The organism is Roseibium sp. MMSF_3412, assembly GCF_030733265.1.
Lineage (GTDB): Bacteria > Pseudomonadota > Alphaproteobacteria > Rhizobiales > Stappiaceae > Roseibium.
In genome coordinates this window covers 224,812-250,805 of sequence record NZ_JASHJI010000008.1, presented here as the reverse complement: position 1 = coordinate 250,805, position 25,994 = coordinate 224,812, and the positions used below count along the sequence as shown (strand labels likewise).

General features: G+C 59.0%; 38 protein-coding genes. 35 read left to right on the top strand and 3 right to left on the bottom strand.

Annotation, left to right across the window (positions count from 1 at the left end; translation table 11 throughout):
• The 31 genes from RBB49_RS16345 to RBB49_RS16195 form a co-directional block, all read left to right on the top strand.
• Nucleotides 1–522 (top strand): EF-Tu/IF-2/RF-3 family GTPase (locus RBB49_RS16345; RefSeq protein ID WP_306143912.1); only part of this gene is annotated, 522 nt, incomplete at its 5' end.
• Nucleotides 523–594: 72 nt separating this feature from the next.
• Entirely contained in the window at nt 595–903 is a 309-nt protein-coding gene (gene rpsJ / locus RBB49_RS16340) for a 30S ribosomal protein S10 (RefSeq protein WP_006936455.1), read from the top strand.
• A gap of 22 nt (nt 904–925) precedes the next feature.
• Nucleotides 926–1,636: a 50S ribosomal protein L3 gene (rplC, locus tag RBB49_RS16335; protein WP_306143911.1), complete on the top strand. Its 711-nt coding sequence runs from the start codon at nt 926–928 to the stop codon at nt 1,634–1,636.
• A complete protein-coding gene (gene rplD, locus RBB49_RS16330; RefSeq protein WP_306143910.1) occupies nt 1,636–2,256 on the top strand; it encodes a 50S ribosomal protein L4 in 621 nt (206 codons plus the stop codon). The genes rplC and rplD overlap by 1 nt, the downstream gene beginning before the upstream one ends.
• The gene (locus RBB49_RS16325) at nt 2,253–2,546 is read left to right on the top strand and encodes a 50S ribosomal protein L23 (protein ID WP_029061773.1); all 294 of its coding nucleotides are present in this window, start codon (nt 2,253–2,255) and stop codon (nt 2,544–2,546) included. The genes rplD and RBB49_RS16325 overlap by 4 nt, the downstream gene beginning before the upstream one ends.
• 18 nt (nt 2,547–2,564) lie before the next feature.
• A complete protein-coding gene (rplB, locus tag RBB49_RS16320; RefSeq protein ID WP_306143909.1) occupies nt 2,565–3,398 on the top strand; it encodes a 50S ribosomal protein L2 in 834 nt (277 codons plus the stop codon).
• 12 nt (nt 3,399–3,410) lie between these two features.
• Entirely contained in the window at nt 3,411–3,689 is a 279-nt protein-coding gene (gene rpsS, locus RBB49_RS16315; RefSeq protein ID WP_148632529.1) for a 30S ribosomal protein S19, read from the top strand.
• Between the two features lie 2 nt (nt 3,690–3,691).
• Nucleotides 3,692–4,072 carry a 50S ribosomal protein L22 gene (rplV, locus tag RBB49_RS16310; protein WP_306143908.1) on the top strand — a complete coding sequence of 127 codons (381 nt, stop codon included), beginning with the start codon at nt 3,692–3,694 and terminating at the stop codon, nt 4,070–4,072.
• The gene (gene rpsC, locus RBB49_RS16305) at nt 4,072–4,800 is read left to right on the top strand and encodes a 30S ribosomal protein S3 (protein WP_306143907.1); all 729 of its coding nucleotides are present in this window, start codon (nt 4,072–4,074) and stop codon (nt 4,798–4,800) included. The genes rplV and rpsC overlap by 1 nt, the downstream gene beginning before the upstream one ends.
• 47 nt (nt 4,801–4,847) lie before the next feature.
• A complete protein-coding gene (gene rplP / locus RBB49_RS16300) occupies nt 4,848–5,261 on the top strand; it encodes a 50S ribosomal protein L16 (RefSeq protein ID WP_299481556.1) in 414 nt (137 codons plus the stop codon).
• Nucleotides 5,262–5,281: 20 nt separating this feature from the next.
• On the top strand, nt 5,282–5,482 hold the full coding sequence (gene rpmC, locus RBB49_RS16295) for a 50S ribosomal protein L29 (RefSeq protein ID WP_305988669.1): 201 nt from the start codon (nt 5,282–5,284) through the stop codon (nt 5,480–5,482).
• Between the two features lie 10 nt (nt 5,483–5,492).
• Nucleotides 5,493–5,723 (top strand): 30S ribosomal protein S17, encoded by a 231-nt coding sequence (rpsQ, locus tag RBB49_RS16290; protein ID WP_305988668.1) that lies wholly within the window; start codon nt 5,493–5,495, stop codon nt 5,721–5,723.
• 68 nt (nt 5,724–5,791) lie between these two features.
• Nucleotides 5,792–6,160 (top strand): 50S ribosomal protein L14, encoded by a 369-nt coding sequence (rplN, locus tag RBB49_RS16285; protein ID WP_008191626.1) that lies wholly within the window; start codon nt 5,792–5,794, stop codon nt 6,158–6,160.
• Nucleotides 6,160–6,477 carry a 50S ribosomal protein L24 gene (rplX, locus tag RBB49_RS16280; protein ID WP_306143906.1) on the top strand — a complete coding sequence of 106 codons (318 nt, stop codon included), beginning with the start codon at nt 6,160–6,162 and terminating at the stop codon, nt 6,475–6,477. The genes rplN and rplX overlap by 1 nt, the downstream gene beginning before the upstream one ends.
• The gene (gene rplE, locus RBB49_RS16275) at nt 6,470–7,027 is read left to right on the top strand and encodes a 50S ribosomal protein L5 (RefSeq protein ID WP_306143905.1); all 558 of its coding nucleotides are present in this window, start codon (nt 6,470–6,472) and stop codon (nt 7,025–7,027) included. Before rplX ends, rplE begins: the two co-directional genes overlap by 8 nt.
• A gap of 21 nt (nt 7,028–7,048) precedes the next feature.
• On the top strand, nt 7,049–7,354 hold the full coding sequence (gene rpsN / locus RBB49_RS16270; protein ID WP_116699625.1) for a 30S ribosomal protein S14: 306 nt from the start codon (nt 7,049–7,051) through the stop codon (nt 7,352–7,354).
• A 12-nt stretch (nt 7,355–7,366) separates the two neighbouring features.
• Nucleotides 7,367–7,765 (top strand): 30S ribosomal protein S8, encoded by a 399-nt coding sequence (gene rpsH, locus RBB49_RS16265; RefSeq protein ID WP_306143904.1) that lies wholly within the window; start codon nt 7,367–7,369, stop codon nt 7,763–7,765.
• Nucleotides 7,766–7,806: 41 nt separating this feature from the next.
• Entirely contained in the window at nt 7,807–8,340 is a 534-nt protein-coding gene (gene rplF / locus RBB49_RS16260; protein ID WP_306143903.1) for a 50S ribosomal protein L6, read from the top strand.
• 13 nt (nt 8,341–8,353) lie between these two features.
• A complete protein-coding gene (rplR, locus tag RBB49_RS16255; protein WP_306143902.1) occupies nt 8,354–8,716 on the top strand; it encodes a 50S ribosomal protein L18 in 363 nt (120 codons plus the stop codon).
• Nucleotides 8,717–8,757: 41 nt separating this feature from the next.
• Nucleotides 8,758–9,324, top strand: a complete 567-nt coding sequence (rpsE, locus tag RBB49_RS16250; RefSeq protein ID WP_306143901.1) for a 30S ribosomal protein S5 — start codon at nt 8,758–8,760, stop codon at nt 9,322–9,324.
• Between the two features lie 41 nt (nt 9,325–9,365).
• Nucleotides 9,366–9,560, top strand: coding sequence for a 50S ribosomal protein L30 (gene rpmD, locus RBB49_RS16245; protein WP_155139666.1), 195 nt, complete (start codon nt 9,366–9,368; stop codon nt 9,558–9,560).
• Between the two features lie 22 nt (nt 9,561–9,582).
• Nucleotides 9,583–10,050, top strand: a complete 468-nt coding sequence (gene rplO, locus RBB49_RS16240; protein WP_306143900.1) for a 50S ribosomal protein L15 — start codon at nt 9,583–9,585, stop codon at nt 10,048–10,050.
• 49 nt (nt 10,051–10,099) lie between these two features.
• Complete coding sequence (gene secY / locus RBB49_RS16235) at nt 10,100–11,428, top strand: preprotein translocase subunit SecY (RefSeq protein WP_306143899.1); 1,329 nt, start codon at nt 10,100–10,102, stop codon at nt 11,426–11,428.
• Nucleotides 11,425–12,021: an adenylate kinase gene (locus tag RBB49_RS16230; RefSeq protein WP_306143898.1), complete on the top strand. Its 597-nt coding sequence runs from the start codon at nt 11,425–11,427 to the stop codon at nt 12,019–12,021. The genes secY and RBB49_RS16230 overlap by 4 nt, the downstream gene beginning before the upstream one ends.
• Before the next feature lie 179 nt (nt 12,022–12,200).
• Nucleotides 12,201–12,569 carry a 30S ribosomal protein S13 gene (gene rpsM / locus RBB49_RS16225; RefSeq protein WP_305988658.1) on the top strand — a complete coding sequence of 123 codons (369 nt, stop codon included), beginning with the start codon at nt 12,201–12,203 and terminating at the stop codon, nt 12,567–12,569.
• 71 nt (nt 12,570–12,640) lie between these two features.
• On the top strand, nt 12,641–13,030 hold the full coding sequence (rpsK, locus tag RBB49_RS16220; protein WP_006936427.1) for a 30S ribosomal protein S11: 390 nt from the start codon (nt 12,641–12,643) through the stop codon (nt 13,028–13,030).
• 89 nt (nt 13,031–13,119) lie between these two features.
• Nucleotides 13,120–14,142 carry a DNA-directed RNA polymerase subunit alpha gene (locus RBB49_RS16215; RefSeq protein ID WP_306143897.1) on the top strand — a complete coding sequence of 341 codons (1,023 nt, stop codon included), beginning with the start codon at nt 13,120–13,122 and terminating at the stop codon, nt 14,140–14,142.
• 83 nt (nt 14,143–14,225) lie between these two features.
• On the top strand, nt 14,226–14,651 hold the full coding sequence (rplQ, locus tag RBB49_RS16210) for a 50S ribosomal protein L17 (RefSeq protein ID WP_306143896.1): 426 nt from the start codon (nt 14,226–14,228) through the stop codon (nt 14,649–14,651).
• 307 nt (nt 14,652–14,958) lie between these two features.
• The gene (locus RBB49_RS16205) at nt 14,959–17,010 is read left to right on the top strand and encodes a methyl-accepting chemotaxis protein (RefSeq protein ID WP_306143895.1); all 2,052 of its coding nucleotides are present in this window, start codon (nt 14,959–14,961) and stop codon (nt 17,008–17,010) included.
• A 129-nt stretch (nt 17,011–17,139) separates the two neighbouring features.
• Nucleotides 17,140–18,600: a DegQ family serine endoprotease gene (locus RBB49_RS16200; RefSeq protein ID WP_306143894.1), complete on the top strand. Its 1,461-nt coding sequence runs from the start codon at nt 17,140–17,142 to the stop codon at nt 18,598–18,600.
• Between the two features lie 7 nt (nt 18,601–18,607).
• Nucleotides 18,608–19,912, top strand: a complete 1,305-nt coding sequence (locus tag RBB49_RS16195) for a replication-associated recombination protein A (RefSeq protein ID WP_306143893.1) — start codon at nt 18,608–18,610, stop codon at nt 19,910–19,912.
• A 41-nt stretch (nt 19,913–19,953) separates the two neighbouring features.
• Here RBB49_RS16195 and RBB49_RS16190 read toward each other — a convergent pair whose 3' ends face one another.
• Entirely contained in the window at nt 19,954–20,325 is a 372-nt protein-coding gene (locus RBB49_RS16190; protein WP_306143892.1) for a nuclear transport factor 2 family protein, read from the bottom strand.
• Nucleotides 20,326–20,649: 324 nt separating this feature from the next.
• Between RBB49_RS16190 and RBB49_RS16185 the strand changes: the two genes are divergently transcribed.
• From RBB49_RS16185 to RBB49_RS16170, 4 genes are all read left to right on the top strand, one after another.
• Entirely contained in the window at nt 20,650–23,040 is a 2,391-nt protein-coding gene (locus RBB49_RS16185) for a patatin-like protein (RefSeq protein WP_306143891.1), read from the top strand.
• Nucleotides 23,041–23,094: 54 nt separating this feature from the next.
• Complete coding sequence (locus RBB49_RS16180; protein ID WP_306143890.1) at nt 23,095–23,619, top strand: hypothetical protein; 525 nt, start codon at nt 23,095–23,097, stop codon at nt 23,617–23,619.
• Between the two features lie 91 nt (nt 23,620–23,710).
• Nucleotides 23,711–24,094 carry a fluoride efflux transporter CrcB gene (gene crcB / locus RBB49_RS16175; protein WP_306143889.1) on the top strand — a complete coding sequence of 128 codons (384 nt, stop codon included), beginning with the start codon at nt 23,711–23,713 and terminating at the stop codon, nt 24,092–24,094.
• A 120-nt stretch (nt 24,095–24,214) separates the two neighbouring features.
• Nucleotides 24,215–25,234 (top strand): RluA family pseudouridine synthase, encoded by a 1,020-nt coding sequence (locus tag RBB49_RS16170; protein ID WP_306143888.1) that lies wholly within the window; start codon nt 24,215–24,217, stop codon nt 25,232–25,234.
• Nucleotides 25,235–25,264: 30 nt separating this feature from the next.
• Here the strand turns inward: RBB49_RS16170 and RBB49_RS16165 are convergent, their stop codons facing one another.
• Both RBB49_RS16165 and RBB49_RS16160 read right to left on the bottom strand, forming a co-directional pair.
• The gene (locus RBB49_RS16165) at nt 25,265–25,753 is read right to left on the bottom strand and encodes an ATP-binding protein (protein WP_306143887.1); all 489 of its coding nucleotides are present in this window, start codon (nt 25,751–25,753) and stop codon (nt 25,265–25,267) included.
• A 60-nt stretch (nt 25,754–25,813) separates the two neighbouring features.
• Nucleotides 25,814–25,984, bottom strand: coding sequence for a hypothetical protein (locus RBB49_RS16160; protein ID WP_306143886.1), 171 nt, complete (start codon nt 25,982–25,984; stop codon nt 25,814–25,816).
• Between the last annotated feature and the right edge of the window lie 10 nt (nt 25,985–25,994).

The following is a 25,994-nucleotide window of genomic DNA, read 5'->3' as shown; positions in this document are numbered from 1 at the left end:
TCCGGCCGCGGTACGGTTGTGACCGGCCGTGTTGAGCGCGGTGTGATCAACGTGGGTGAAGAAGTCGAGATCGTCGGTATCAAGGACACGCAGAAGACGACGGTTACGGGTGTTGAAATGTTCCGCAAGCTGCTGGACAGCGGCGAAGCAGGCGACAACATCGGTGCTCTGATCCGCGGCGTTGGCCGTGAGGAAGTTGAGCGCGGCCAGGTTCTTTGCAAGCCGGGTTCTGTTACCCCGCACACGAAGTTCAAGGCTGAAGCCTACATCCTGACGAAGGAAGAGGGTGGCCGTCATACGCCGTTCTTCACCAACTACCGTCCTCAGTTCTACTTCCGTACGACGGACGTGACGGGTGTTGTGTCCCTGCCGGAAGGCACGGAAATGGTGATGCCTGGCGACAACGTTTCCGTTGACGTTGAGCTGATCGTGCCGATCGCCATGGAAGAAGGCCTGCGCTTCGCGATCCGCGAAGGCGGCCGTACCGTCGGCGCCGGCGTCGTCGCATCCATCATCGAATAATCGACAGCCGGGCCTGCCGGCGAAACTCAAGGTAACGCGGGCAGGCCCGCAGTCTTATTGGGAACAACAACAATGAACGGTCAGAATATCCGGATCCGCCTCAAGGCGTTTGACCACCGTATTCTCGACGCCTCCACGAAGGAGATCGTCAATACGGCCAAGCGGACCGGTGCTCAGGTACGGGGTCCCGTGCCGCTGCCGACGCGGATCGAGAAGTACACGGTGCTTCGCGGACCGCACATCGATAAGAAAAGCCGCGATCAGTTCGAGATGCGTACGCACAAGCGTCTTCTCGACATCGTTGATCCGACGCCCCAGACGGTGGACGCGCTCATGAAGCTCGACCTGGCCGCTGGTGTCGACGTCGAGATCAAGCTCTAAGGCGGGGTCAAGGGGACACATCATGCGTTCTGGAGTGATCGCTCAGAAAGTGGGCATGACCCGCATCTACAACGATGCAGGCGAGCATGTTCCGGTCACTGTTTTGCGGCTGGAAAACTGCCAGGTGGTTGCCCACCGGACTGACGAAAAGAATGGTTACACGGCGCTGCAGCTCGGCGCAGGTACCCGTAAAGTTAAGAATACGCCGAAGGCACTGCGCGGTCACTTTGCTGTTGCAAAGGTCGAGCCGAAGCGGACGGTGGCCGAGTTCCGCGTTTCCGCGGACAACATGATCGACGTCGGCTCTGAAATGACCGCCGACCATTATGTCGAGGGCCAGTTCGTGGACGTGACGGGTACGTCGATCGGTAAAGGTTTTGCCGGTGCGATGAAGCGTCACAACTTCGGTGGTGGCCGTGCATCCCACGGTAACTCAATCTCGCACCGTTCACACGGTTCCACGGGTCAGTGTCAGGATCCGGGCCGCGTGTTCAAGGGCAAGAAAATGGCCGGTCATATGGGCGATGCCCGCGTGACCACGCAGAACCTGAAGGTTGTGCGCACTGATGTTGAGCGTGGCCTGATCATGGTCGAGGGTTCCGTTCCGGGCGCCAAGGGTGGCTGGATCCTGGTCCGCGACGCGATCAAAAAGGCGCTGCCGGAAAACGTTCCGGTACCGGGTGCTTTCAAGGCGTCCGATGCGGCTGAGGCTGCCGGGAAGGAGAGTGAGTGATGGAACTCCAGGTCAAGACCCTCGAAGGTGGGGCGGCCGGTTCGATCACGGTGTCTGACGAGATCTTCGGTCTCGAGCCGCGCACCGATTTGATCCACCGCGTGGTGCGCTGGCAGCTGGCCAAGCGCCAGGCGGGCACCCACAAGACGCTGCAGCGTTCCGAGATTTCCGGCTCGACGAAGAAGTTCGTCCGCCAGAAAGGTTCGGGCGGCGCACGTCACGGCAACAAGAAGGCTCCGCAGTTCCGCGGCGGTGGCAAGGCTTTCGGCCCGGTCGTTCGCGACCACGGCCATGACCTGCCCAAGAAGGTTCGCGCCCTCGGCCTGAAGCATGCTCTGTCCGCCAAGGCGAAGGCAGACAGCATTGTCGTTGTTGAAGATGCAAAGGCAGCCGAGGCAAAGACCAAGGCGCTCAAGGGACAGCTGCAGAAGCTCGGCCTGACCAGTGCACTGGTAATTGACGGTGCCGACGTCGACAACAACTTCGCACTGGCCTCGCGCAACATTCCGCATGTGGATGTGCTGCCGATCCAGGGCATCAATGTCTACGACATCCTGCGGGCCAACACCCTGGTGTTGACCAAGGCTGCGGTGTCCGCACTTGAGGAGCGCTTCAAATGAGCAAACTTCCTCACTACGACAAGATCGTCGGTCCGGTAATCACCGAAAAGTCGACGATGGCATCGGAAGAGAACAAGGTTGTCTTCAAAGTCGCCAACGACGCAACGAAGCCTGAAATCAAGGCTGCTGTCGAGGCACTGTTCGGCGTCAAGGTCACGGCTGTGAACACCCTGGTCCGCAAGGGCAAGGTGAAGCGCTTCCGTGGTCGTCTTGGCCGCCAGTCTGACTTCAAGAAGGCCGTCGTAACGCTGCAGGAAGGTCACGGCATTGACGTGACCACCGGGCTCTAAGACGGGGACTTAAGAAAAATGGCACTTAAGACATTCAATCCAACGTCCCCGGGACGGCGTCAGCTTGTTCAGGTTGACCGCTCCGGCCTCCACAAGGGCAAGCCGGTCAAGACCCTGACCGAAGGCCTGTCCAAGAAGGGTGGCCGCAACAACACCGGTCGTCTGACATCCCCGAACCGCGGCGGCGGTCACAAGCGGTCCTACCGTCTTGTCGACTTCAAGCGGCGCAAATGGGATGTGCCGGCAACCGTCGAACGCCTTGAATACGATCCGAACCGGACCGCATTCATTGCGCTCATCCGCTATGAAGATGGCGAACTGAGCTATATCCTGGCGCCACAGCGCCTGGCCGCCGGCGACACCGTCGTTGCCGGCAACAACGTCGATGTCAAACCGGGTAATGCCGCGCCTCTGGCAAGCATCCCTGTTGGAACGATCGTGCACAATATCGAGCTGAAGCCGGGCAAAGGCGCCCAGATCGCTCGCTCTGCCGGTGCTTTCGTTCAGATCGTGGGCCGTGACCAGGGCTACACGACGCTGCGCCTGATGTCTGGCGAGCAGCGCCGCGTTCTCGGCACCTGCATGGCGACCATTGGCGCCGTGTCCAACCCGGACCACGCCAACATCAACCTCGGCAAGGCAGGCCGTTCCCGCTGGCTTGGCATTCGCCCGCATACACGCGGTGTTGCCATGAACCCGATCGACCACCCGCACGGTGGTGGTGAAGGCCGGACTTCCGGCGGACGTCATCCGGTTACTCCCTGGGGTAAACCGACCAAAGGCAAGCGCACGCGGCGCAACAAGCAGACCGATAAGTATATCGTCCGCAGCCGCCACGCGCGTAAGAAGTAAAGGGCAAGGATCGTGGCACGTTCGATCTGGAAAGGTCCGTTTGTCGACGGGTATCTGCTGAAGAAAGCGGACAAGGTCCGTGAGTCCGGCCGGAACGAGGTCATCAAGACCTGGAGCCGCCGCTCAACGATCCTGCCGCAGTTCGTCGGTTTGACTTTCGGCGTCTACAACGGACAGAAGCACGTTCCGGTGCTGGTGTCTGAAGAGATGATTGGTCACAAGTTCGGTGAGTTCTCGCCGACCCGGACCTATTACGGACATGGCGCCGACAAGAAGGCGAAGAGGAAGTAACGATGGGCAAGCCGAAGCGTGAGCGGACGCTCGCTGACAACGAGGCAAGGGCAATGACCCGCATGCTGCGCGTTTCCCCGCGCAAGCTGAACCTCGTTGCGGCTACGATCCGCGGCAAAAAAGTCGGCTCCGCGATCGCGGACCTGACGTTCTCCCGCAAGCGCATCGCACAGGACGTCAAGAAGACCTTGATGTCCGCCGTTGCGAATGCGGAAAACAATCATGACCTGGACATCGACAACCTGGTGGTTGCCGAAGCCCATGTTGGCAAGGCTTTTGTCATCAAGCGGTTCCAGGCCCGCGCCCGCGGCCGGGTCGGCCGGATCGAGAAGCCTTTCTCGAACCTGACCATCGTCGTGCGCGAAGTTGAGGAGACTGCCTGATGGGACATAAAGTAAATCCGATCGGCATGCGCCTCGGGATCAACCGCACCTGGGATTCCCGCTGGTACGCGAACAAGAACGAATACGGCGATCTTCTTCACGAGGATTTCCGCATCCGCGAGTACCTCCTGAAGGAACTCAAGCAGGCTGCGGTTTCCAAGGTCGTGATCGAGCGCCCGCACAAGAAATGCCGCGTTTCCATCCACTCCGGCCGTCCGGGCGTGGTCATCGGCAAGAAAGGTGCGGACATCGAGCGTCTGCGCAAGAAAATTGCCGACATCACCAATTCGGAAGTGCATCTCAACATCGTTGAAGTGCGCAAGCCTGAAATCGACGCGACCCTCGTTGCCGCTTCGATTGCACAGCAGCTGGAACGCCGTGTTGCTTTCCGCCGCGCCATGAAACGGGCTGTTCAGTCCGCCATGCGTCTCGGCGCCCAGGGCATCCGGATCAACTGCGGTGGCCGCCTCGGCGGCGCGGAAATCGCGCGTATCGAATGGTACCGCGAAGGCCGCGTGCCGCTTCACACGCTGCGTGCCGACATCGATTACGGTGTTGCAAGCGCCCACACGGCTTACGGCGTGTGCGGTGTGAAGGTCTGGATCTTCAAGGGTGAAATTCTGGAGCACGATCCGATGGCGTCCGAACGCCGGGCGACAGCTGCTTCCGAAGGTAACCAGGGTGATCGCGGCGGACGCCGGGATCGGGGCCGCGAGCGCGCAGCTTAAGTCAAGCTGCCAGCCGCTCGTAAGACAAGAAAGACGAGAGAAGAACGATGCTGCAACCGAAGCGCACTAAGTTCCGCAAGCAGCACAAGGGCCGTATCCACGGCTTGTCGAAGGGAGGCACCGACCTCAACTTCGGCGCATTCGGTCTGAAGGCCCTGGAGCCGGAGCGTGTAACCGCGCGTCAGATCGAAGCGGCCCGTCGTGCTATGACCCGTCACATGAAGCGTGCGGGTCGTGTTTGGATCCGGATCTTCCCGGACGTGCCGGTTTCCTCGAAGCCTGCCGAAGTCCGTATGGGTAAGGGTAAGGGTTCTCCGGATTACTGGGCTTGCCGTGTCAAGCCGGGCCGGATCATGTTTGAAATCGATGGTGTTCCGGAAGACATCGCACGCGAAGCGATGCGTCTTGCCGCCGCCAAGCTGCCGATCAAGTGCCGTTTCGTTCAGCGTATCGGCGACTAAGGCAGGCGAGGAGTTAAGCCATGAAGGCGACCGATGTACGGGCAAAGACCCTCGACGAGCTCCGCGGTGAGCTTGAGGGCCTGAAGAAAGAGCAGTTCAACCTGCGCTTCCAGAAGGCCACGGGTCAGCTTGAAAACACTGCGCGTGTGCGGCAGATCCGCCGCGACATCGCGCGTATCCAGACGATCATGCGCGAAAAGCGCGTGACGGCTAACGCGTAAGGAGACGGCAATGCCGAAGCGTATCCTGCAGGGCACCGTTGTCAGCGACGCGAATGACAAGACGGTGACGGTCAACGTGGAGCGCCGCTTCACGCACCCGCTGCTGAAAAAGACCGTGCGCCGGACGAAAAAGTACCGGGCACACGACGAAAGCAACCAGTACAAGGTTGGCGACTCTGTTCAGATTGAAGAGTGCGCGCCTATCTCGAAAAACAAACGTTGGACCGTGGTCGCTCAGTGACCGCGCTCCATTAGTGAGCATCAGGCGCCGGTGATCCGTGCGCCGCTAGAAGAACAAGGCAGCCAGTCATGATTCAGATGCAAACAAACCTCGACGTCGCCGACAATTCCGGCGCCCGTCGTGTCATGTGCATCAAAGTGCTCGGCGGCTCCAAGCGCAAATATGCCCAGGTCGGTGACATCATCGTTGTTTCCGTCAAAGAGGCTATTCCGCGGGGCCGCGTCAAAAAGGGCGACGTGATGAAGGCTGTCGTCGTGCGCACGGCTAAGGATATCCGCCGTCCCGATGGCAGCGTGATCCGGTTCGACCGCAATGCGGCCGTATTGGTCAACAACAACAAAGAGCCGGTCGGCACCCGTATTTTCGGCCCGGTGCCGCGCGAACTTCGCGCCAAGAACCACATGAAGATCATTTCGCTCGCGCCGGAGGTGCTCTGATGGCTGCGAAGATTAAAAAAGGCGACACGGTGGTTGTTCTGACCGGTCGTGACAAGGGCAAGTCCGGAGAAGTCATCCAGGTTTTGCCGACTGACAACAAGGCCCTGGTTCGCGGGATCAACATGGTCCGCCGCCACCAGAAGCAGACCCAGACGCAGGAAGCCGGAATCGTGTCCAAAGAGGCGCCGATTCACCTGTCCAACGTCGCGCTGGCCGATCCGAAGGACGGCAAGCCGACCCGCGTCGGTTTCAAAGTGCAGGACGATGGCACCAAGGTTCGTGTGGCCAGACGTTCGGGAGACCTGATCGATGGCTGATACAGCTTATGAGCCGCGTCTGAAGACGCATTACAATGAAGTCGTGCGCAAGCAGCTTCTGGAAAAGTTCCAGTACAAGAACGTCATGCAGGTTCCGCAGCTGGAAAAGATCGTCCTCAACATCGGTGTTGGCGAGGCGGTCGGCGATTCCAAGAAGGCGCGCACAGCTGCTGAGGACCTTGCTGCGATTGCCGGCCAGAAGCCGGTCATCACCAAGGCCAAGAAGTCCATCGCGACCTTCAAGGTCCGCGAAGGCATGCCGCTGGGTACCAAGGTCACCCTGCGCCGCCAGCAGATGTACGAATTCATGGACCGTCTGATCACCATCGCGCTGCCGCGCGTTCGTGACTTCCGTGGCCTGAACCCGAAGAGCTTCGACGGTCGTGGCAACTACGCCATGGGTATCAAAGAACACATCGTGTTCCCGGAAATCGAGTACGACAAGGTCGACCAGATCTGGGGCATGGACGTGATCGTTTGCACCACGGCGCCGACTGATGACGAGGCGCGCGAGCTTCTGCGCGCGTTCAACTTCCCGTTCACGAAGTAACGGGCAAGGAAGGGAACGACGATGGCGAAGAAAAGCGCAATCGAGAAAAACAAGCGCCGCGAGAAGCTTGTCAAGAAATACGCTGAAAAGCGCGCCGCTCTGAAAGCGATGGCGAAGGATGAGAGCCTTTCCCTCGAAGAGCGTTACAACGCACGACTGAAGCTGGCAAAACTGCCGCGGAACTCCGCGCCGAACCGTGTTCGCAACCGTTGCGAAGTGTCCGGTCGTCCGCGTGGTTTTTACCGCAAGCTGAAAATGTCGCGTATTGCGCTTCGTGAACTGGGCTCCCTGGGCAAGATCCCGGGCCTGGTCAAGTCGAGCTGGTAAGGAGAAACTCCGATGGCAATTTCTGATCCGTTGGGGGATATGCTGACCCGGATTCGCAACGCTCAGATGCGTCGCAAGAACAAGGTCAACTCACCTAATTCCAAATTGCGTGCACACGTACTTGATGTGCTGGCAAAAGAGGGATACATCCGTGGCTACACCACGGTTGACTACGAGGGCGGTAAGTCCGAGTTGGAAATCGAACTGAAGTATTTCGACGGCGAGCCGGTTATCCGCACCATTGAGCGTGTGTCCAAGCCGGGACGTCGCGTGTACTCGTCGGTGAAAAACATCCCGCATGTCTCGAATGGCCTGGGCGTGTCGATCATTTCGACTCCGCGCGGCGTCATGAGCGACCATCAGGCGCGGGAAGAGAATGTAGGTGGCGAGGTTCTCTGTCGCGTCTTCTGATGCGGCAGTCTCGTTTTTGAAACAACGACAAGGTTGGTCAAATGTCTCGTATTGGCAAAAAGCCAGTCCCCGTGCCTAGCGGGGTAACGGCATCGATCGACGGTCAGATGGTTACGATCAAGGGCCCGAAAGGCGAAAAGTCTTTCGTGCTCAACGATCTTGTTCTGGCCGAAATGACGGATGACGGGATCAAAATCGATCCGCGCAACAATTCCAAGCCGGCTCGCTCCATGTGGGGCATGAGCCGTACCATGGTGTCGAACCTGATTACCGGTGTGACCGACGGCTTCAAGAAAGACCTCGCGATCACAGGTGTCGGTTACCGTGCACAGGTCCAGGGTCAGAACCTTCAGCTGGCGCTCGGTTTCTCGCACGATGTCGTTTATCCGATCCCGGAAGGCATCGACATCAAGTGCCCGAAGCCGACGGAAATCAACATCACCGGAACCGACAAACAGCGTGTCGGCCAGGTTGCTGCTGAGATCCGCGAATTCCGCCCGCCGGAGCCCTACAAGGGCAAAGGCGTACGTTATGCAGACGAGTTCATCGTCCGCAAAGAAGGCAAGAAGAAGTAACGGACCTCAGATCATGGCGAATAGCAAACAAGCTTTCGAGCGCCGCCGCGATCGCGTGCGTCGTTCGATCAGGAAAGCCGGCGGCGGACGTCCGCGCCTTTCCATCTTCCGCTCGTCGAAGCAGATCTACGCCCAGATCATTGACGATGCGAAGGGGCACACGATTGCCTCTGCTTCTACGATCGAAAACGATCTCAAGGGCAGCCTGAAAACGGGCGCCGATGTCGCAGCAGCTGCTGCCGTCGGCAAGCTTGTCGCGGAGCGCGCAGTCGCCGCTGGCGTCAAGCAGGTCGTGTTCGACCGGGGCGGGTACATGTATCACGGGCGCGTCAAGGCGCTTGCCGATGCGGCCCGCGAAGGTGGACTTGAATTCTGACCAGCGCCCGTTGGCGCTCTTAAGAACGGAAGACAAATAATATGGCGAGACAGGATAATCGCGATCGCGAAGAGCGAGACAGCGAATTCGTCGACAAGCTCGTACACATCAACCGCGTTGCGAAAGTGGTCAAGGGTGGCCGTCGCTTCGGCTTCGCCGCGCTTGTCGTGGTTGGTGACCAGAAGGGCCGCGTCGGCTTTGGTCATGGCAAGGCGCGTGAAGTGCCGGAAGCCATCCGCAAGGCTACAGAAGCCGCAAAACGCACGATGATCCGTGTGCCCCTGCGTGAAGGCCGGACCCTCCACCACGATGTGGAAGGCCGCCACGGCGCCGGTAAGGTTCTGCTGCGTGCAGCTCCGGCCGGTACCGGTATCATCGCCGGTGGTCCGATGCGTGCCGTTTTCGAAACGCTCGGTGTTCAGGACGTTGTTGCCAAGTCCCTCGGGACTTCGAACCCATACAACATGGTTCGCGCAACGTTTGCCGCCCTGACGAAGGAAGACAGCCCGCGCTCGGTCGCGGCGCGCCGTGGCCTGAAGGTCTCCGTGCTGCAGTCCCGTCGTCGTGACAACAACGAAGAGGCTACTCCGGCTGCTGCCGAGGCTTGACCTTGGCAGCTCCGGACCCCAGCTGAAAGAGGGTAGGTTCCATGGCGAACACCGAAAAGACTGTTACGGTCGAACAGATCGGTAGCCCGCTGCGCCGTCCGAAGGACCAGCGCGCGACGCTCATCGGTCTCGGCCTGAACAAGATGCACCGCCGTTCCACGCTGAAGGACACTCCTGAAGTGCGCGGAATGATCAACAAGGTCCAGCATCTCGTTCGCGTCGTCGAAGACGCTTAAGGACGGGGTGAGGAGAAAAACAATGAAGCTCAACGAACTTCGTGACAACGAAGGTGCCGTAAAAGAGCGCACCCGCGTTGGACGCGGCATCGGGTCCGGCAAGGGCAAGACCGGTGGTCGTGGTGTGAAGGGTCAGAAGTCCCGTTCCGGCGTTGCGATCAAGGGTTTTGAAGGCGGTCAGATGCCGCTTCACCGCCGTCTGCCGAAGCGCGGATTTACGAACATTTTCGCCAAGGACTACAACACCGTGTCCGTCGGCCGTGTTCAAAAAGCCATTGATGCCGGCAAGCTCAATGCGTCGGAGACCGTTACGGTCGACACGCTGAAAGCTGCAGGCGTTGTCAAAAGGGTCCGCGACGGTGTCCGCATCGTGGCCAACGGTGAACTCACCGCTGCGGTGACCTTTGAAGTTGCCGGTGCCTCCAAGGGCGCTGTTGCAGCAATCGAAAAAGCGGGCGGCAAGGTTGCCGTTCTGGGAGCTCAGGCTTAACAGCCTGGGCTTTTCCCGTTTGTGGGTAAGCATAAGACCGGAGTAGGGCATGGCATCGGCCGCCGAGCAACTGGCTTCAAATCTTAATTTCTCAGCTTTCGCCAAGGCTGAAGAACTCAAAAAGCGCATCTGGTTCACGCTGGGGGCGCTTTTGGTTTATCGACTGGGCACTTATATTCCGATGCCCGGCATCGACCCGGTCGCCTTCGCGCAGATCTTCAGCCAGGCTCAGACCGGCATCATCGGCATGGTGAACATGTTCACCGGCGGTGCGATCGAGCGCATGGCGATCTTCGCGCTTGGCATCATGCCCTATATTTCCGCTTCCATCATCATGCAGCTGATGACGACTGTCGTTCCGACGCTCGAGCAGCTGAAGAAGGAAGGCGAACAGGGCCGCAAGGTCATCAACCAGTACACGCGCTACGGTACCGTCGTTCTGGCGGCGTTCCAGGCTTACGGTATTTCCGTCGGCCTCGAGGCCCAGAACGTGGTGACGGATCCGGGCTGGTTTTTCCGTGCCTCAACGGTGATCACCCTGGTCGGTGGAACCATGTTCCTGATGTGGCTCGGTGAGCAGATCACCTCGCGCGGCATCGGTAACGGCATCTCCCTGATCATCTTCGCCGGTATTGTCGCCGGTCTGCCGTCCGCTGTCGTTCAGACGCTGGAACTCGGCCGTCAGGGATCCCTGGCAACCTGGATCATCCTGGGCGTGATTCTTCTGGCCATCGTCGTCATTGGCTTCATCGTCTTCATGGAGCGCGCGCAAAGACGTCTTCTGATCCAGTATCCGAAGCGTCAGATGGGTAACCGGATGTTCGAGGGGAACACCTCGTTCCTGCCGCTCAAGCTGAACACCGCTGGTGTGATTCCGCCGATCTTCGCGTCCTCGCTTCTGCTTGTTCCCGCTACGTTTGCAGGGTTCAACCAGGGTGGCGGCAATGAATGGCTGACCTATATCACTGCGGCGCTTGGTCACGGGCAGCCGCTGTTCATGGTGTTCTACGCCGCCATGATCATTTTCTTCTGTTTCTTCTACACGGCCATCGTGTTCAATCCGAGCGACACGGCCGACAACCTCAAGAAACACGGCGGTTTTATCCCGGGTATCCGCCCTGGTGAGCGGACCGCTCAATACATCGACTATGTCCTCACCCGCATTACTGTCGTGGGTGCGATTTACATCACCATCGTTTGTCTATTACCCGAATTCCTCATTTCGGCGACTGGCGTTCCGTTCTATTTCGGGGGAACCTCTTTGCTGATTGTCGTGAGTGTGACAATGGATACAGTGTCACAGATACAGGGCCACCTGCTCGCGCATCAGTATGAGGGCCTGGTGAAAAAATCAAAACTGAGGGGGAAACGTCGATGAGGCTTATTCTGGTAGGACCGCCTGGGGCGGGCAAGGGGACACAGGCAACGCGTCTTGTGGAGAAATACGGCATCCCTCAGCTGTCCACCGGAGATATGCTTCGCGCTGCAGTCGCGGCACAGACACCCGTCGGTTTGAAGGCCAAGGCGGTTATGGATGCCGGTGGTCTGGTTTCAGACGAGATCGTCGTCGGCATCATCCGCGACCGTACCGCCGAGGATGACGCAAAGAACGGTTTCATTCTCGACGGCTTTCCGCGCACGCTCGCCCAGGCGGAAGCGCTCGACCAGATGCTGGACGAGAGCGGCTTGAAACTGGATTCTGTTCTTGAACTTCGCGTAGACCAGACCAAGCTGGTGGACCGGATCATTCAGCGGGCCGCGGATGCAAAGGCGGCAGGTCAGCCGGTCCGCAAGGATGATGATCCCGAAGTCTTCAAACAGCGTCTGGAAGCGTACAATCGAGACACCGCCATTGTGGTGCCTTACTACGAGAAATCAGGGCTGCTTTCGGTGGTCGACGGCATGCAATCCATCGACGACGTTTCGGCTTCGATAGAATCCGTCCTTCAAGGTCTTGACGAGAAGGTTTAAGAGCGGTAAACGACGCGCTCTACCAGACAGTTTAGCCGGTTTCACGTAAGTGGGACCGGCCTTCTCTGTGCCGGGAGCCTCCCGGCATTTCGTACCCCGCAAGGGCCGGACTCCACCGGACGCGGGCATTACCCACTGCGGCGAACCTCCGGGGTTTCCGCTAACACATGGAGACAAACGTGGCACGTATTGCTGGCGTTAACATTCCTACGAACAAGCGCGTCGTTATCGCGCTTCAGTACATTCATGGCATTGGTGCGAAATTCGCGCAGGAAATCATCGAAAAGAACAACATCGATGCGTCCCGCCGCGTGAACGAACTTTCGGACTCTGAAGTCCTTTCGATCCGCGAAACGATCGACCGTGACTACATGGTTGAAGGCGACCTTCGCCGCGACACCGCCATGAACATCAAGCGTCTCATGGACCTGGGCTGCTACCGCGGCCTGCGTCACCGCCGCGGCCTTCCGGTCCGTGGTCAGCGGACACATACGAATGCACGTACCCGCAAGGGTCCGGCAAAACCGATCGCCGGCAAGAAGAAATAATCATCACAAAGCGATTGGTGGTGGAGCTGCCGGCATTACGGCAGTGACGAGATCAAAACAAGGACACAAGAATGGCTAAAGACACGACGCGTGTGCGTCGCCGCGAGCGCAAGAACATCTCTTCCGGCGTTGCGCATGTGAACTCCACGTTCAACAACACCATGATCACGATTACCGACGCACAGGGCAATGCAATTTCCTGGTCGTCCGCTGGTGCTCTGGGCTTCAAGGGATCGCGTAAGTCGACACCTTATGCCGCTCAGGTCGCGGCCGAAGACGCTGCCAAGAAGGCAGCTGAACACGGTATGCGTACCCTGGAAGTCGAGGTCCGCGGACCAGGCTCGGGCCGCGAGTCCGCACTGCGTGCTTTGCAGGCTGCCGGTTTCCTGATCACGTCCATCCGTGACGTGACGCCGATTCCGCACAATGGCTGCCGTCCGCGCAAGCGTCGCCGCGTCTAAGGCTCCGGGCTTTAGGTACCTGTTTCTCCAAATGGCAAAGAATGGCCCGGTCCTGAAGAACCGGGCGGGATAGCCGAAGGGACGAAAACGTGACCATTCAGAAAAATTGGCAAGAACTGATCAAGCCGACCAAACTCGAGATCAAGCCGGGACACGACCCGCGCTTTACAGCGACCGTTGTTGCTGAGCCGCTCGAGCGCGGATACGGCCTGACACTGGGCAACGCGCTGCGCCGTATTCTGCTGTCCTCGCTACAGGGGGCGGCTGTGACTGCCGTTCAGATCGATGGAGTTCTGCATGAATTCTCCTCGATCCCGGGCGTTCGCGAAGATGTTACCGACATCGTGCTCAACATCAAGGAAATCGCTATCCGCATGGAAGGCGAGGGACCCAAGCGCATGGTCGTGCGCAAGCAGGGCCCGGGTGTTGTGACCGCCGGTGACATCCAGACCGTCGGTGATGTGGAAGTGCTCAATCCGGATCTCGTGCTCTGCACGCTGGATGAAGGCGCTGAAATCCGCATGGAATTCACCGTGAACACGGGTAAGGGCTACCATTCTTCCGATCGCAACCGTCCGGAAGATGCGCCGATCGGACTCATTCCGGTCGACAGTCTCTACTCTCCGGTCAAGAAGGTCTCCTACAAGGTGGAAAACACCCGTGAAGGCCAGGTTCTTGACTATGACAAGCTGACCCTGACTGTCGAAACCGATGGTTCCGTCAAGCCGGATGATGCCGTGGCTTTCGCCGCTCGCATTCTGCAGGATCAGCTCTCCATCTTCGTCAACTTCGAAGAGCCGCAGCGCGAAGTCGCAGAGGACACCGTTCCCGAGCTTGCCTTCAACCCGGCGCTTTTGAAGAAAGTCGACGAACTGGAACTGTCTGTGCGGTCTGCCAACTGCCTGAAGAACGACAATATCGTATATATTGGCGATCTCATTCAGAAGACCGAAGCGGAAATGCTGCGGACACCGAATTTCGGCCGCAAGTCGCTCAACGAAATCAAGGAAGTTCTCGCCCAGATGGGGCTCCATCTCGGTATGGAAGTCGCCAACTGGCCGCCGGAGAACATCGACGATCTCGCCAAGCGCTACGAAGACCATCAGTATTGAGGGACGTACGCGTCCCTGAGGGTTCAACCGGGCAAGTGCTTCAAAGGAACAAGCAGACTGCCTGAAAGATAAAGGAGAGGGCCATGCGCCACGGTAAATCCGGCCGCAAGCTCAACCGGACATCCAGCCACCGCAAGGCGATGTTCGCGAACATGGCAGCGTCGCTGATCAAGCACGAGCAGATCGTGACCACGCTGCCGAAGGCTAAGGAAATGAAGCCGATCATCGACAAGCTCATCACACTGGGCAAGCGCGGTGATCTTCACGCACGCCGCCAGGCGATCTCGCAGATTCGCGACACCGCCATGGTTGCCAAGCTGTTCGAAACACTTGGCGAGCGCTACAAGGACCGGAGCGGCGGATATTCGCGCGTTCTGAAAGCCGGTTTCCGCTATGGCGACAATGCGCCGATGGCCGTGATCGAACTCGTCGATCGTGACCCGGACGCGCGCGGCGCAGACGACCGTGCACGCGCTGAGGCAGAAGAAGCAGCTGAAGACGCAGCGTAAGTTGTGGCGTGAGTACAGACTGAAAGGCGGGCAGTTGCCCGCCTTTTTTTATTGTAACTCGATGAAGTAAATCCGGTTGTTTCAGATAGTGAGACAATTTTGAAGATTATCAATGATTTAAGAAACTGCGCCTAGTTTTTCTTCGCGCCCATGTGGGACGAAGTGGGATTGGGGAAATACTGTGTTTGGCAAGAAGAACTCTGGCTCGAAGGGGGCGTCCAGCTCGTTTCGACTATCCTTTGTTATACCAACATTGATGATTGTTCTGACATTCGCCGCGTGCACCGCGGTTGGAGTGATCGGATACATGACAGGCCGCGACGGGCTGCAGAAAGCAGCTGAAGCGGAGTTGGGCATGGTCATCAGTGCGCGGTCCGCGCTCTTGGAAAGCAAGTTGGGGGCGGCCAAGGCGGAGGTTGTGAACCTGGCATCCGGTGTGGCGGATCCCATGAGCAACCTTGCCAATGCAACCTTGAATCTCGGCAAGGAAAAGGACGAGATTCTCGGACTTTTCCATGCACCGCAAACACCTGAAGAACGTGCGGAGATATCCGGTGCCGACCAGAAGACAATGTATGCCTGGCGACACTCCGAAGCGCATCCGGCTTTTTACAGCGTCTGGAAAAACGGCGGTTATGCCGATATCTACCTGATCGATCCGGCGGGTCTGGTGCTTTATTCCGTGACCAAGGGCGATGAGTTCCTGTCGCAGCTCGGTGCCGATAGCGCCGCGAACGGTTCCGGCCTTCAGACGGCCTTCGAAGCCGCCTTGCAGCTTGGCGAAGGCGAGGTGGCTACAAGTTCGTTCGCAGCCTACGACGCGGCGGACGGCGATGGCTCGCTGTTCCTGGCCGCACCAGTGTTCATGAACTCCTTCGGGACCGTCAGCCTGAACGGCGTTGCGGTGGTCAGGCTTGATTCGTCTTTCCTCAACAACATCGTTGCGAACCGAACCGACCTTGGGGAAACGGGGCAGGTGTATGTCACCAACCAGGACGGACTTCTTCTGAGCGATCAGCCTTTGGCAGATGCGCCGACCGCGCTTGTGGCCAAAAGCACGGCAGGGCCGGTGATGGCCGCCGTGAACGGCAAAGGCTCCGCCTCCATTGTGACCGGTGCCGATGGTGTCGATGATCTGGTCGTGGCCCGTCCGCTGAGTTTCGCGGGACAGACCTGGGTCGTTGCCGCAGAAAAAAGCGTCAACGAAACACTGGCTGCTGTCACCAACATGCGGGACCAGATGATCGTCTGGTCTCTGGGCACGATTGCGATTGCGGCCGTCATCGCGCTGTTCTTCTCGCAATCGATCACCCGTCCTCTGTCGACGCTTGTCGGTGCGCTGAATGCAATTGCCGCCGGCGATCTGGGCGCAGAGATCAAGGCGGCGCGGCGCAAGGACGAAATTGGCGACATTGGCCGCGCCGTTCTCCAGATCCGGCAAAATGCGGCTGAAGAAAATGAGCAGCGGGCCACCGAAGAGGCGGACGCGGCCCGCATACAGGCCGAACAGCGCCAGGAAATGCTGGCCAGCCTTGCAGGCGACTTCGAGGCCACGGTCGGCAGCGTCGTCGACAAGGTTGCTCATTCGGCTGCCTCGCTGCGCGAATCGGCGAGCAACATGCGCGACATGACCGACACGGCGGGCGAGACGTCCGGCAACGCGGCAACAATGTCTGAGGAAACGCTGGCCGAGGTCGAATCGATTGCAGCGGCCTCCGACCAGCTGTCGAGTTCGATCCAGGAGATCTCCACGCTGATCGAACGGTCGTCGAACGTGGCAGCGGACGCGACACGGCGTGCTGAAACAACCAACGAGACCGTGAAGTCTCTCGCCGAGGCTGCCAACCGGATCGGTGAGGTCGTGACCCTGATCAGCGACATTGCCGATCAAACGAACCTTCTGGCGCTCAATGCCACGATTGAGGCGGCGCGGGCCGGAGAAGCCGGCAAGGGTTTTGCCGTTGTTGCTTCCGAGGTTAAGGATCTTGCATCCCAGACCGGCAAGGCGACGGGTGAGATCCAGCAGCAGATCGATGCGATCCGCGGTGCGACCGACGATGCCGTCGGGGCGATCGGAGACATTCAGAAAACGATCGACGAGATCACCAAATCCGTAAGCGAGGTTGCTGCTGCGGTGACCGAGCAGAGCTACGCTACTCAGGGCATTGCGGAGAATACGCAACGCGCCGCCGGCGGGACTTCCAAGGTCACGGAAGACATTCGAAACGTCTCGGCGCTTTCCAATGACACCAACATGGCCGCCCAGAACTTTTCCGAGGAAGCGGCGCAGATGGCGGCCGAAGCGGAACAGCTGGATACGGAAGTGCGCAGCTTCCTTGATCAGGTTCGGTCCGCCTGACCCTGATCTGAACGAGTTTTGATGAGCCGCCTGGGTTTTGGCGGCTCATTGTTTTTGTAATTGCCTCTTTTGCACCCTATCTGCCATGTATCGCAGGTAGCTAAGAAGATTCGAAAGAGGGGCTCGTCAATGCGTCTGACCAATTCAAACAGATTCCGACCTTTGTGCCGTATTCTGCTTGCAGCCTTGACGGGCCTCCTGGCGACATCAAGTTTCGCGCAGACCGTCGATCCGTCGCCCGCGGACCTGAGGCTGGTTCCGCAGAGCGAAGCCCAGATCAAGCTGTCCTTTGCCCCCGTCGCGAAACAGGTGGCTCCGGCGGTCGTCAATGTCTACGCCAGCCGGAAAGTGGTTCAGCGTCAGCGCGTCTCTCCGTTTTTCGAGGATCCGTTTTTCCGCCGGTTTTTCGGTCAGCCGGGTGCCGGCAACAGCCGTCCGCGCGAGCGGGTTGAATCGTCGCTCGGCTCCGGCGTGATCATTTCTGCGGACGGCACGGTGATCACCAACCATCATGTTATCAAGGGCGCGGATGCCGTGCGTGTGGCGCTCAACGATCGCAGGGAATTCGATGCGGATATCGTGCTCATGGATGAACGCACGGATCTGGCGGTGCTCAAGATCCGCGAGGAGGGGCCGTTCGAACATGTGAGCTTTGCAAATTCGGACAGCCTCGAGGTCGGCGACATCGTTCTGGCGATCGGCAACCCGTTCGGGGTCGGCCAGACCGTGACGCAGGGCATCGTGTCGGCGCTTGCAAGAACGCAGGTCGGCGTGACCGATTTCCAGTTCTTCATCCAGACGGACGCGGCCATCAACCCCGGCAACTCCGGTGGCGCGCTGGTCGATATGTCCGGAAACCTGGTCGGCATCAACACGGCGATCTTCTCGCGCTCCGGCGGATCGAACGGCATCGGTTTTGCGATCCCGGCGCACATGGCCCGCTTTGTTGCTCAGGCAGCGGACCAGGGCGGCAAGGTTCGGCGGCCTTGGCTTGGCGCGACGGTCCAGATGGTCAACGCCGAAATCGCCGAAGCGCTCTCCCTCGACCGGCCGCAGGGCGTTCTCGTGACCGCGGTCTTCGACGGCTCTCCGGCGCATGAAGCAGGGCTGGAGGTCAGTGACCTTGTCGTGGAGATTGAAGGCAAGGAAGTGATCGATCCCAATTCGTTCGGATACCGGTTTGCGACGAAAATGATTGGCGAGACGTCCAATTTTCTGATCGTCAGGGACGGGCAGGAGGTGTCGCTTTCCGTGCCGCTGGTGCCCGCGCCTGAGACCGTGCCGCGTGATACCCGCGAGTTGCGCGAGTATTCGCCGTTCGAAGGGGTCACCGTGATGAACCTGTCTCCGGCTGTCGCCGAGGAACTCGGCCTGGACGGCGGGGTGTTTGAAGGTGTCGTGATTGCCTCCGTCGACCGGCGCGGAGCGGCGAACCAGGTGGGCATGCGCCCTGGCGACATCATTCGTTCGGTCAATGAACGCAAGGTGGAATCGACCCGCATGCTGGAGGTGATCACCAAGACGCCGCCTCGTGTCTGGGTTCTTGAGATTGAGCGCAACGGCAAGGTGTCGAAGCTTGAAGTGAGATAAGACGCCCGTGAGCGATCTCTTTGAAGCATCCGGTCTTGCGCAATCCGGTCCGCGTCCGCTGGCGGACCGCCTGCGTCCCTCGCGTCTCGCGGACGTTGTCGGACAGGACCACCTCCTTGGCGCGGAAGGCACGCTTTCGCGCATGCTCAAGACACGGACCCTCGGGTCTCTCATTTTCTGGGGGCCGCCGGGCACCGGGAAAACGACGATCGCGCGTCTACTGGCCAATGAGACCGATCTCGCCTTCGAACAGATCTCGGCGATCTTTTCCGGTGTTGCCGACCTGAAGAAAGTGTTCGAGGCCGCCCGCGCCAGACGCATGGGAGGCCGATCGACGCTGCTCTTCGTCGATGAGATACATCGCTTCAACCGCGCGCAGCAGGACAGCTTTCTTCCGGTCATGGAAGACGGCACGATCACGCTTGTCGGTGCCACGACGGAAAACCCCTCCTTTGAGCTCAATGCCGCGCTCCTGTCGCGCTCGCATGTCATGACCTTCCACTCGCTTTCCCTCGAGGCGCTGGAAGCATTGCTTGCGCGGGCCGAACAGACGGAGGAGAAGAAACTTCCGCTCGATGGCGAGGCACGGCAGGTCCTGATCCGGATGGCTGACGGCGACGGGCGATCTGCCCTGACGCTTGCCGAGGATGTCTGGCGGGCTGCAGCGGAAGACGAAGTCTTTGACGCGGAACGCCTGCAGGAGATCGTGCAGCGCCGGGCACCGATCTATGACAAGAGCGCCGACGGCCACTACAATCTGATATCCGCGTTGCACAAGTCGGTCAGAGGTTCTGACCCCGACGCGGCGCTCTACTGGTTCTGCCGGATGCTGGATGGCGGTGAGGATCCGATGTATCTGGCGCGCCGGCTGATCCGGATGGCGGTGGAAGATATCGGGCTGGCGGATCCGAATGCGCTTGTCCAGACCAATGCGGCGCGGGATGCCTATCAGATGCTCGGATCTCCGGAAGGGGAACTGGCGCTTGCGCAGGCCGTGATCTATGTCGCCACCGCGCCCAAGTCCAACGGGGCGTATGTCGCCTACAAGGCCGCGATGCGCGATGCCAAGTCCAGCGGGTCTCTTCTGCCCCCGAAACACATCCTGAATGCGCCCACGAAGCTGATGAAGGAAGAGGGATACGGGGCCGGGTATCAGTATGATCACGACGCGCCGGACGGATTTTCGGGACAGGACTATTTTCCCGAGAAGCTCGGCCGCCAGACCTATTACGACCCGCCGGAGCGCGGTTTTGAACGAGACCTGCGCAAGCGGCTTGACTATTGGAGCAAGCTGCGGCGGGAGCGCAGCTGATTGAGCGAACGCCGGTCAGGTTCCAGAAAGCAAGGGACGGTTCAGGATCCTGTCAGCTCCGGAGGTGCGCCGAAGAAGCCCACGATTTCCTGAAGACGGCCGTCTGCGGATACCGTACCGAAATCGACGCCGTCGATCTTCACGATGCCGTCGCCGGTTATCAGCTGCCATTTGAAATAGAAGTGGGCATTGTGCTGGCTTGCACCGCTGACGAGTTCAATGCGGGCACCTGGCATATGTGCATGAAATTCTCCGATATACGCCGACAACTGCTCGCGTCCGTCAGCTGTTCCGGCCGGATCGGCATATTGCCCGCCGTCGCTCCAGCAGCGCTCGAGCAACCTGAGGCGCCTTTCCGGATCGGTCTCGTTCCAGGCTGCAGCGTATGATGCAAGCACTTGCTGAAGATCCAAGCTCAATGTCCTCCGGTGCGAAAAGCCGGACTTTATCAGCACTCCGTCTCAAGACCAATTCGCCGGTTCCTTGTTGAGCACGGATGCAATTCCGGACCGTTGGACTTGATCCTGCGGGCGTAACATTGGTGCTTTGCTTTCGAGGCCTCGCCGTTGATCGTATCGGAGCGACAAACGGTTCTACACATTTTCCACGCGCAAGCGTGATCAGGTATGATGAGCGCATATTGGTGATTTGCTTTGTTTGGACCGTTTCATCGCCATCTAAGGAATATGGAAATTTTTTTCTGATAGACGGTTTGTGACAATCCATCTGGTAGCTTCATGAAGGAAATCGAACTCAGACTTGCGCTTGTGCTTTATGGCGGTGTTTCGCTCGCCATCTATATGCACGGGGTGAGCCGTGAGGTCCTGAACCTCGTGCGTGCATCGAGCTACCGGCTCGACAGGAACGGTGGCACGGCCGAGCCGATTGATGCCCCGGAGTTGCAGCCCGTCCAGGGCGCTTACCAGAACCTGCTCGACCTGCTTTCCGGCGTTGCCGACATCCGTGTCGTCGTTGATGCAATCGCCGGTGCTTCGGCCGGCGGTGTCAACGGCATCATGCTGGCACGTGCCATCGCGCATGATCTGCCGCTGGAAAGCCATAGCGAGATGTGGCTGGAAAATGCAGACGTGACACGGCTTTCACGGCCGCAAACCGGCCTGTCACGCTATCTGAAACTCTCGATTTCGCCGGTTCTCGACCAGCTCATTTCGGCGCGGCTGGACAAGCAGATCAAGAATGACGAGACACGGGACAAGCTGCGGCAGTTCATGCAGGCAAGATGGTTTTCGCCACCGTTTTCAGGAGAGCGTTTCATCGGCTGGATGCTTGACGCCTGCCGCAAGATGGAAACCGGAAACCACGCGGAGAGGACACTCATTCCGCGCGGACAGACGCTGGATCTGTTCGTCACGATCACCGACTATAACGGGGTCAAGCGGCGCATCCTGCTTGACGATCCTGCCTTTGTCGAAGAGTGGGATCACAGACGTATTTTGAAGTTTCACGCGGTTCATCGCACCAAGGGACATGTCGACAGCCAGTTCGATGCCGACAACATTCCCGAGCTGGTTTTTACCGCCCGGGCAACCTCGTCCTTTCCAGGTGCATTCCCGCCCGCGACGGTCGCCGAAATGGATCGGGCGCTTGCGCGGCACGGTCTAGACTGGCCGGAACGCGACACGTTTCTGAGCCGGGAACTGTGCCTGACGCCCGACAGGACGGCGCAGCATTGTTTTGTCGACGGCAGCGTCGTCATGAACAAGCCCTTCGCGCCGGTCATCGAGGTGATCGAAGAACGGCCCGCGGCCCGCGAAGTCGCAAGGCGCCTGATCTATGTGGATCCGACGCCGGTCGACTTCAGCGAAGGCGGCGACAAGCCGATGGAACTTCCCGGTTTCTTCAGGGTCATCCTGGCTTCTCTCGCACACATACCCAGAAATGAACCGATTGGCGACGATCTGAAGGAGCTGGAACAGAACAACCGGCGAAGCCGCTGGCTGTCCCAGTTGATCGATGCGACCGGCCCGGTTGTCGAACAGGCGGTATCCAGGCTCTTGCCAACCTGGCGCGCCATCACGGCCGATGTCCTGTCGAAGTGCCGGAGGGATGCGACAAACACCGCCTTCGAACAGGCCGGGTTCGCTTTTCTGAACTACCAGTCTCTCAAGTTGCACGCACTTGCCGAACGGCTGGCCGGACTGACAAACAGGCTTGCCGCCGAGGTTGATCTCCAGGCGCGGGAGGAGGCGGCCCTGTCCGTTTTCTCAAATCACTTCAACCGGCTTGCTACCGAAAGCAAGGACGGCCTGGGCCGCACCGATCCGCACATCGTTTCACTGCTTCGGGGCCTCGATGTCGACTACCGTATCCGCCGCCTGCGTTTTGCCATCCGGAAACTCAACGGGTTCTATCAGCCGGGATCAGCATCATCTCTGCCCCCGCCGGATGCCGGCGCGCTGGATCATCTGAAAGGGCTCTTGTACGAGCAGATCGATCACCTTGGCTGGCGATGGACTGAGACGTTTTTCGGCGGAAAAAGCAAGGAGGTCTGCGAGGCGTTTCTTGCAGCAAACGCTGCCGGTCAGTGCAACCTGGAAACGCATGTCGAGCCGCTCCTGTCCAATCTCACGAAAATGATGGGCCTTGTCGATCTTGACCGGCTTCACGACGAATTGTTTGCTGAAACGGCTCGCGATCTTCTCGACAAAGATCGGCACATGTCCTTGCTCAGGTCCTATGTCGGTTTCGGCTTTTACGACCTGATCACGTTCCCGGTGCTTCAGCGGAACGATTTTTCGGAAGTCACCGAAATCCTCGTGGACCGCATCAGCCCGAAAGACGCGGCGAGCCTTTACACCGAAGGGTTTGAACTCAAGGGCAAGGCGCTCAATTCCTTCGGCGCGTTCTTCAACAGGAGCTGGCGCGAGCACGACTATCTCTGGGGCCGGCTTAACGCGGCGGACCGGCTGGTCAGTATCGTGCTGTCGGCAGCCGGCGAGGGGGCGTTGCCGCAGCTCAAGGTCAACCAGGCAAGGGCCCAGATTTTCCTGGCGATTCTTCAGGAGGAGCGCGAGAAACTGGTGGCAATCCCCGATGAAATCGCGCGGGTCGATGAACTGGTCCGGTCGATTTATCCCGATTTTGCGCATGTTACTGAAGAGGTTTGAGGCACTTTCGCCATTTGGTCTCCGGTTGACGGTGCCGCGCAAAGACATTGGCGATTGTCGAAACGCTTCACAGCAGGTGTGACGATGGCAAGACTGCGCCAGGCAGCAACACCGGATGATGTGTTCCAAAGGCATCGCGCCGTCCGTCCGGGCGCATCCGATCAGAATTACTTTTCAATCCGGAATAATGTAAGAAGTCCCCATCGGAAGCAACTTTGGGAATATGCAGGAATGAAAATTCACGTTTTGATTTGTGGCGCCGCTTTGGCGCTGTCGGGCTGTCAAAATCAATTCGAGATCACGGGAACAAATGCAAATGGGACCGAAACCTTCAAGGGGAGCGCGCTGGGATTCCAAGCAGGAAAGTTCAATATCAAAAGCAACAAGGGCCGAAAGTGCAAAGGTCGGTTCGAGTCCGCCAACGACCTGGCAAGTGGCTATGGCAAGGGTAACTTTGTCTGCACGGACGGCAATGAAGGAACATTCTGGTTCAATATTGAAGAAAACTACAAAAGCGGAAACGGTGTTGCCTATATCGGCGGTGAAAAGTTCAGATTCAAATACGGGAAACAAACCTGATTTTGTGCAAGGTCCGGTCCGTCGCTTTACGAATGCGAACCTGCATGGTACGCGGCTTTAGCCGCAAAAGTCAGACGAAGTCGAGAAGACCTTGAAACATCTTCTTCTTGTAATGCTGGGTGGGGCGTTCGGGGCAGGGGCAAGGCATCTTGTGGCCCTTGCCAGTCTGCGCCTGTTCGGATCCGGATTTCCAGTCGGAACACTCACGGTCAATGTCGTCGGTTCCCTTGCCATGGGCCTCTTGATCGGGTGGCTGGTGAAATCGGATTTCCAGCATGTCCAGACGGTCCGGTATTTCATCGCCACCGGTATTCTTGGCGGCTTCACAACGTTCTCTGCTTTTTCGCTCGATACCTCGGTGCTCTGGGAACGCGGTGACACCGTTCTTGCAATGGTCTATGTCGTCGCCTCGGTTCTGCTGTCCATCGCAGCTGTCTTTGGCGGCCTGGCCATTGCGCGACAGGTCGTTACCTAAGTTTCCCTTCCAATTGCGCCGGATTGCGCCTATACGCAGCGGAACGAATTTCCGCCCGGGGAGAACAAACAACCCGGTTGAGAGCGATCCGGCCGGATCGCAAATGGTTCTGAGAACAAGATGTCCGCGATTGAACAGAAAAAAGTGACCGCCGACGAAGCGGGCATGCGCCTCGACCGTTGGTTCAAGACCCACTATCCGGGTCTCGGCTTTGGCCGTCTGCAGAAACTGCTGCGCACCGGTCAGGTGCGCGTTGACGGAAAAAGGGCCGAGGCCAGCACGCGTATCGCCAAGGGACAGATGGTGCGGATCCCGCCGCTCGGAGTCGATGTTCCGGCGGATGACCGCAAGAATGCGAAGCCCAAATCCACGAAACTGATTGCCGATGACCGGAAAGCCATCGAGGAAATGCTGCTGTTTGAGGACAATCAGGTGTTGGTTCTCAACAAGCCGGCCGGGCTCGCCGTGCAGGGCGGTTCCGGTCTCAAGCGGCATCTTGACGGCATGCTGGAGGCGTTCACAGACCGCAAGGGCAACAAGCCGCGTCTGGTGCACCGGCTCGATCGCGAAACGTCCGGGATCATCCTCGTCGCGCGGACGCGCCAGGCGGCGCAGGAACTGACCAAGGCCTTCCGGCACAGGAACACGCGCAAGATCTACTGGACCATGCTGGCCGGCGTTCCCAAGCCCAAACAGGGGCGCATTTCGACCTTTCTGGCGCGGAGCGAAGGCGAGGAGCGGATGCGGGTGACCCGCCAGGGCGACGATGATGCCCAGCATGCGGTTTCGCTTTATTCCGTTTTCGAGCAGTCGGCACAGAAACTCTCCTGGGTTACCATGAAGCCGGTCACTGGCCGGACCCACCAGCTCAGGGCGCACGCCGCTCACATCGGCCACCCGATCATTGGTGACGACAAATACTTCAACATCGAGAACTGGGAGCTTCCCGGCGGCATCCAGAACCGGCTGCATCTTCTGGCACGCCGTATTGTCATTCCCCATCCGTCTGGTCACGGCATGATCGACGTGTCGGCGCCGCTTCCCCCGCACATGCAACAGACCTGGAACCTTCTGGGTTTCAATGCCAGCGACTACGATCCGGAAGCAGATGATCCGGACGAGACCCTGATCAAGCGGTAACCAGGCAGGCTGTTCAGAACGCGAGTGCCGCTACGCCTGGTGTATGCGGACTTGGAACCCTTCCGCTTTTGTCGGCGGCTGAAAATGCTGGCTGACGCGGTCGAACTGTTCGTCGGACACCTGGAATTCGTGTTCTCCGGAAGCGTTGCGCTTCCGTAGCCGTTCCTTACAGATCTCGTCACTGACGTCCATCAGGTGAAGCTCGTGCGCACAGCCCGCCGTTTCGAACAGGCGGCGCATCCAGCGCCTCAACTCGGCCGTGTTCGCAGGAAAGTCCAGGACAACGGAAAGTCCCGATCGCAGCAAGTCGACGATATGCGGTTCAAGCGCCGAGCGCAGCTTCGCTGAAAATGTTACGTAGTCGGCGAGGGTCTGCATCTGGTCGCCGTACAACTCGGACAGCCAGGCGTCTTCCCGGATCAGGATCGTGCCGGGCGCATTTGCAAGGCTGCGGGCCAGCGTTGACTTGCCGGCGGCAATTTTTCCGCAGATCAGGTGAAGGGTGGCTTGTTCGCCCATTGGTTCCTGCCTCTTTGGAAACAAACCCCGGTCTGGTAGAAGTGCCGCTCGCCGTCTGACCTAAAGCCCTTGGAACAGGGCGCTGACGATGACGGACAAGACGGTCACCGCGACAACACCGGCGACGAATTTCCATGCGTCGGAGCGTTTTTTGAGACCCGGCCAACCGAGCGGTTTGATCACCTGGATGGCGGCAATCAGGATCAGGAAAACAGCCAGTATCTTGGTCAAGGAAAAGCTC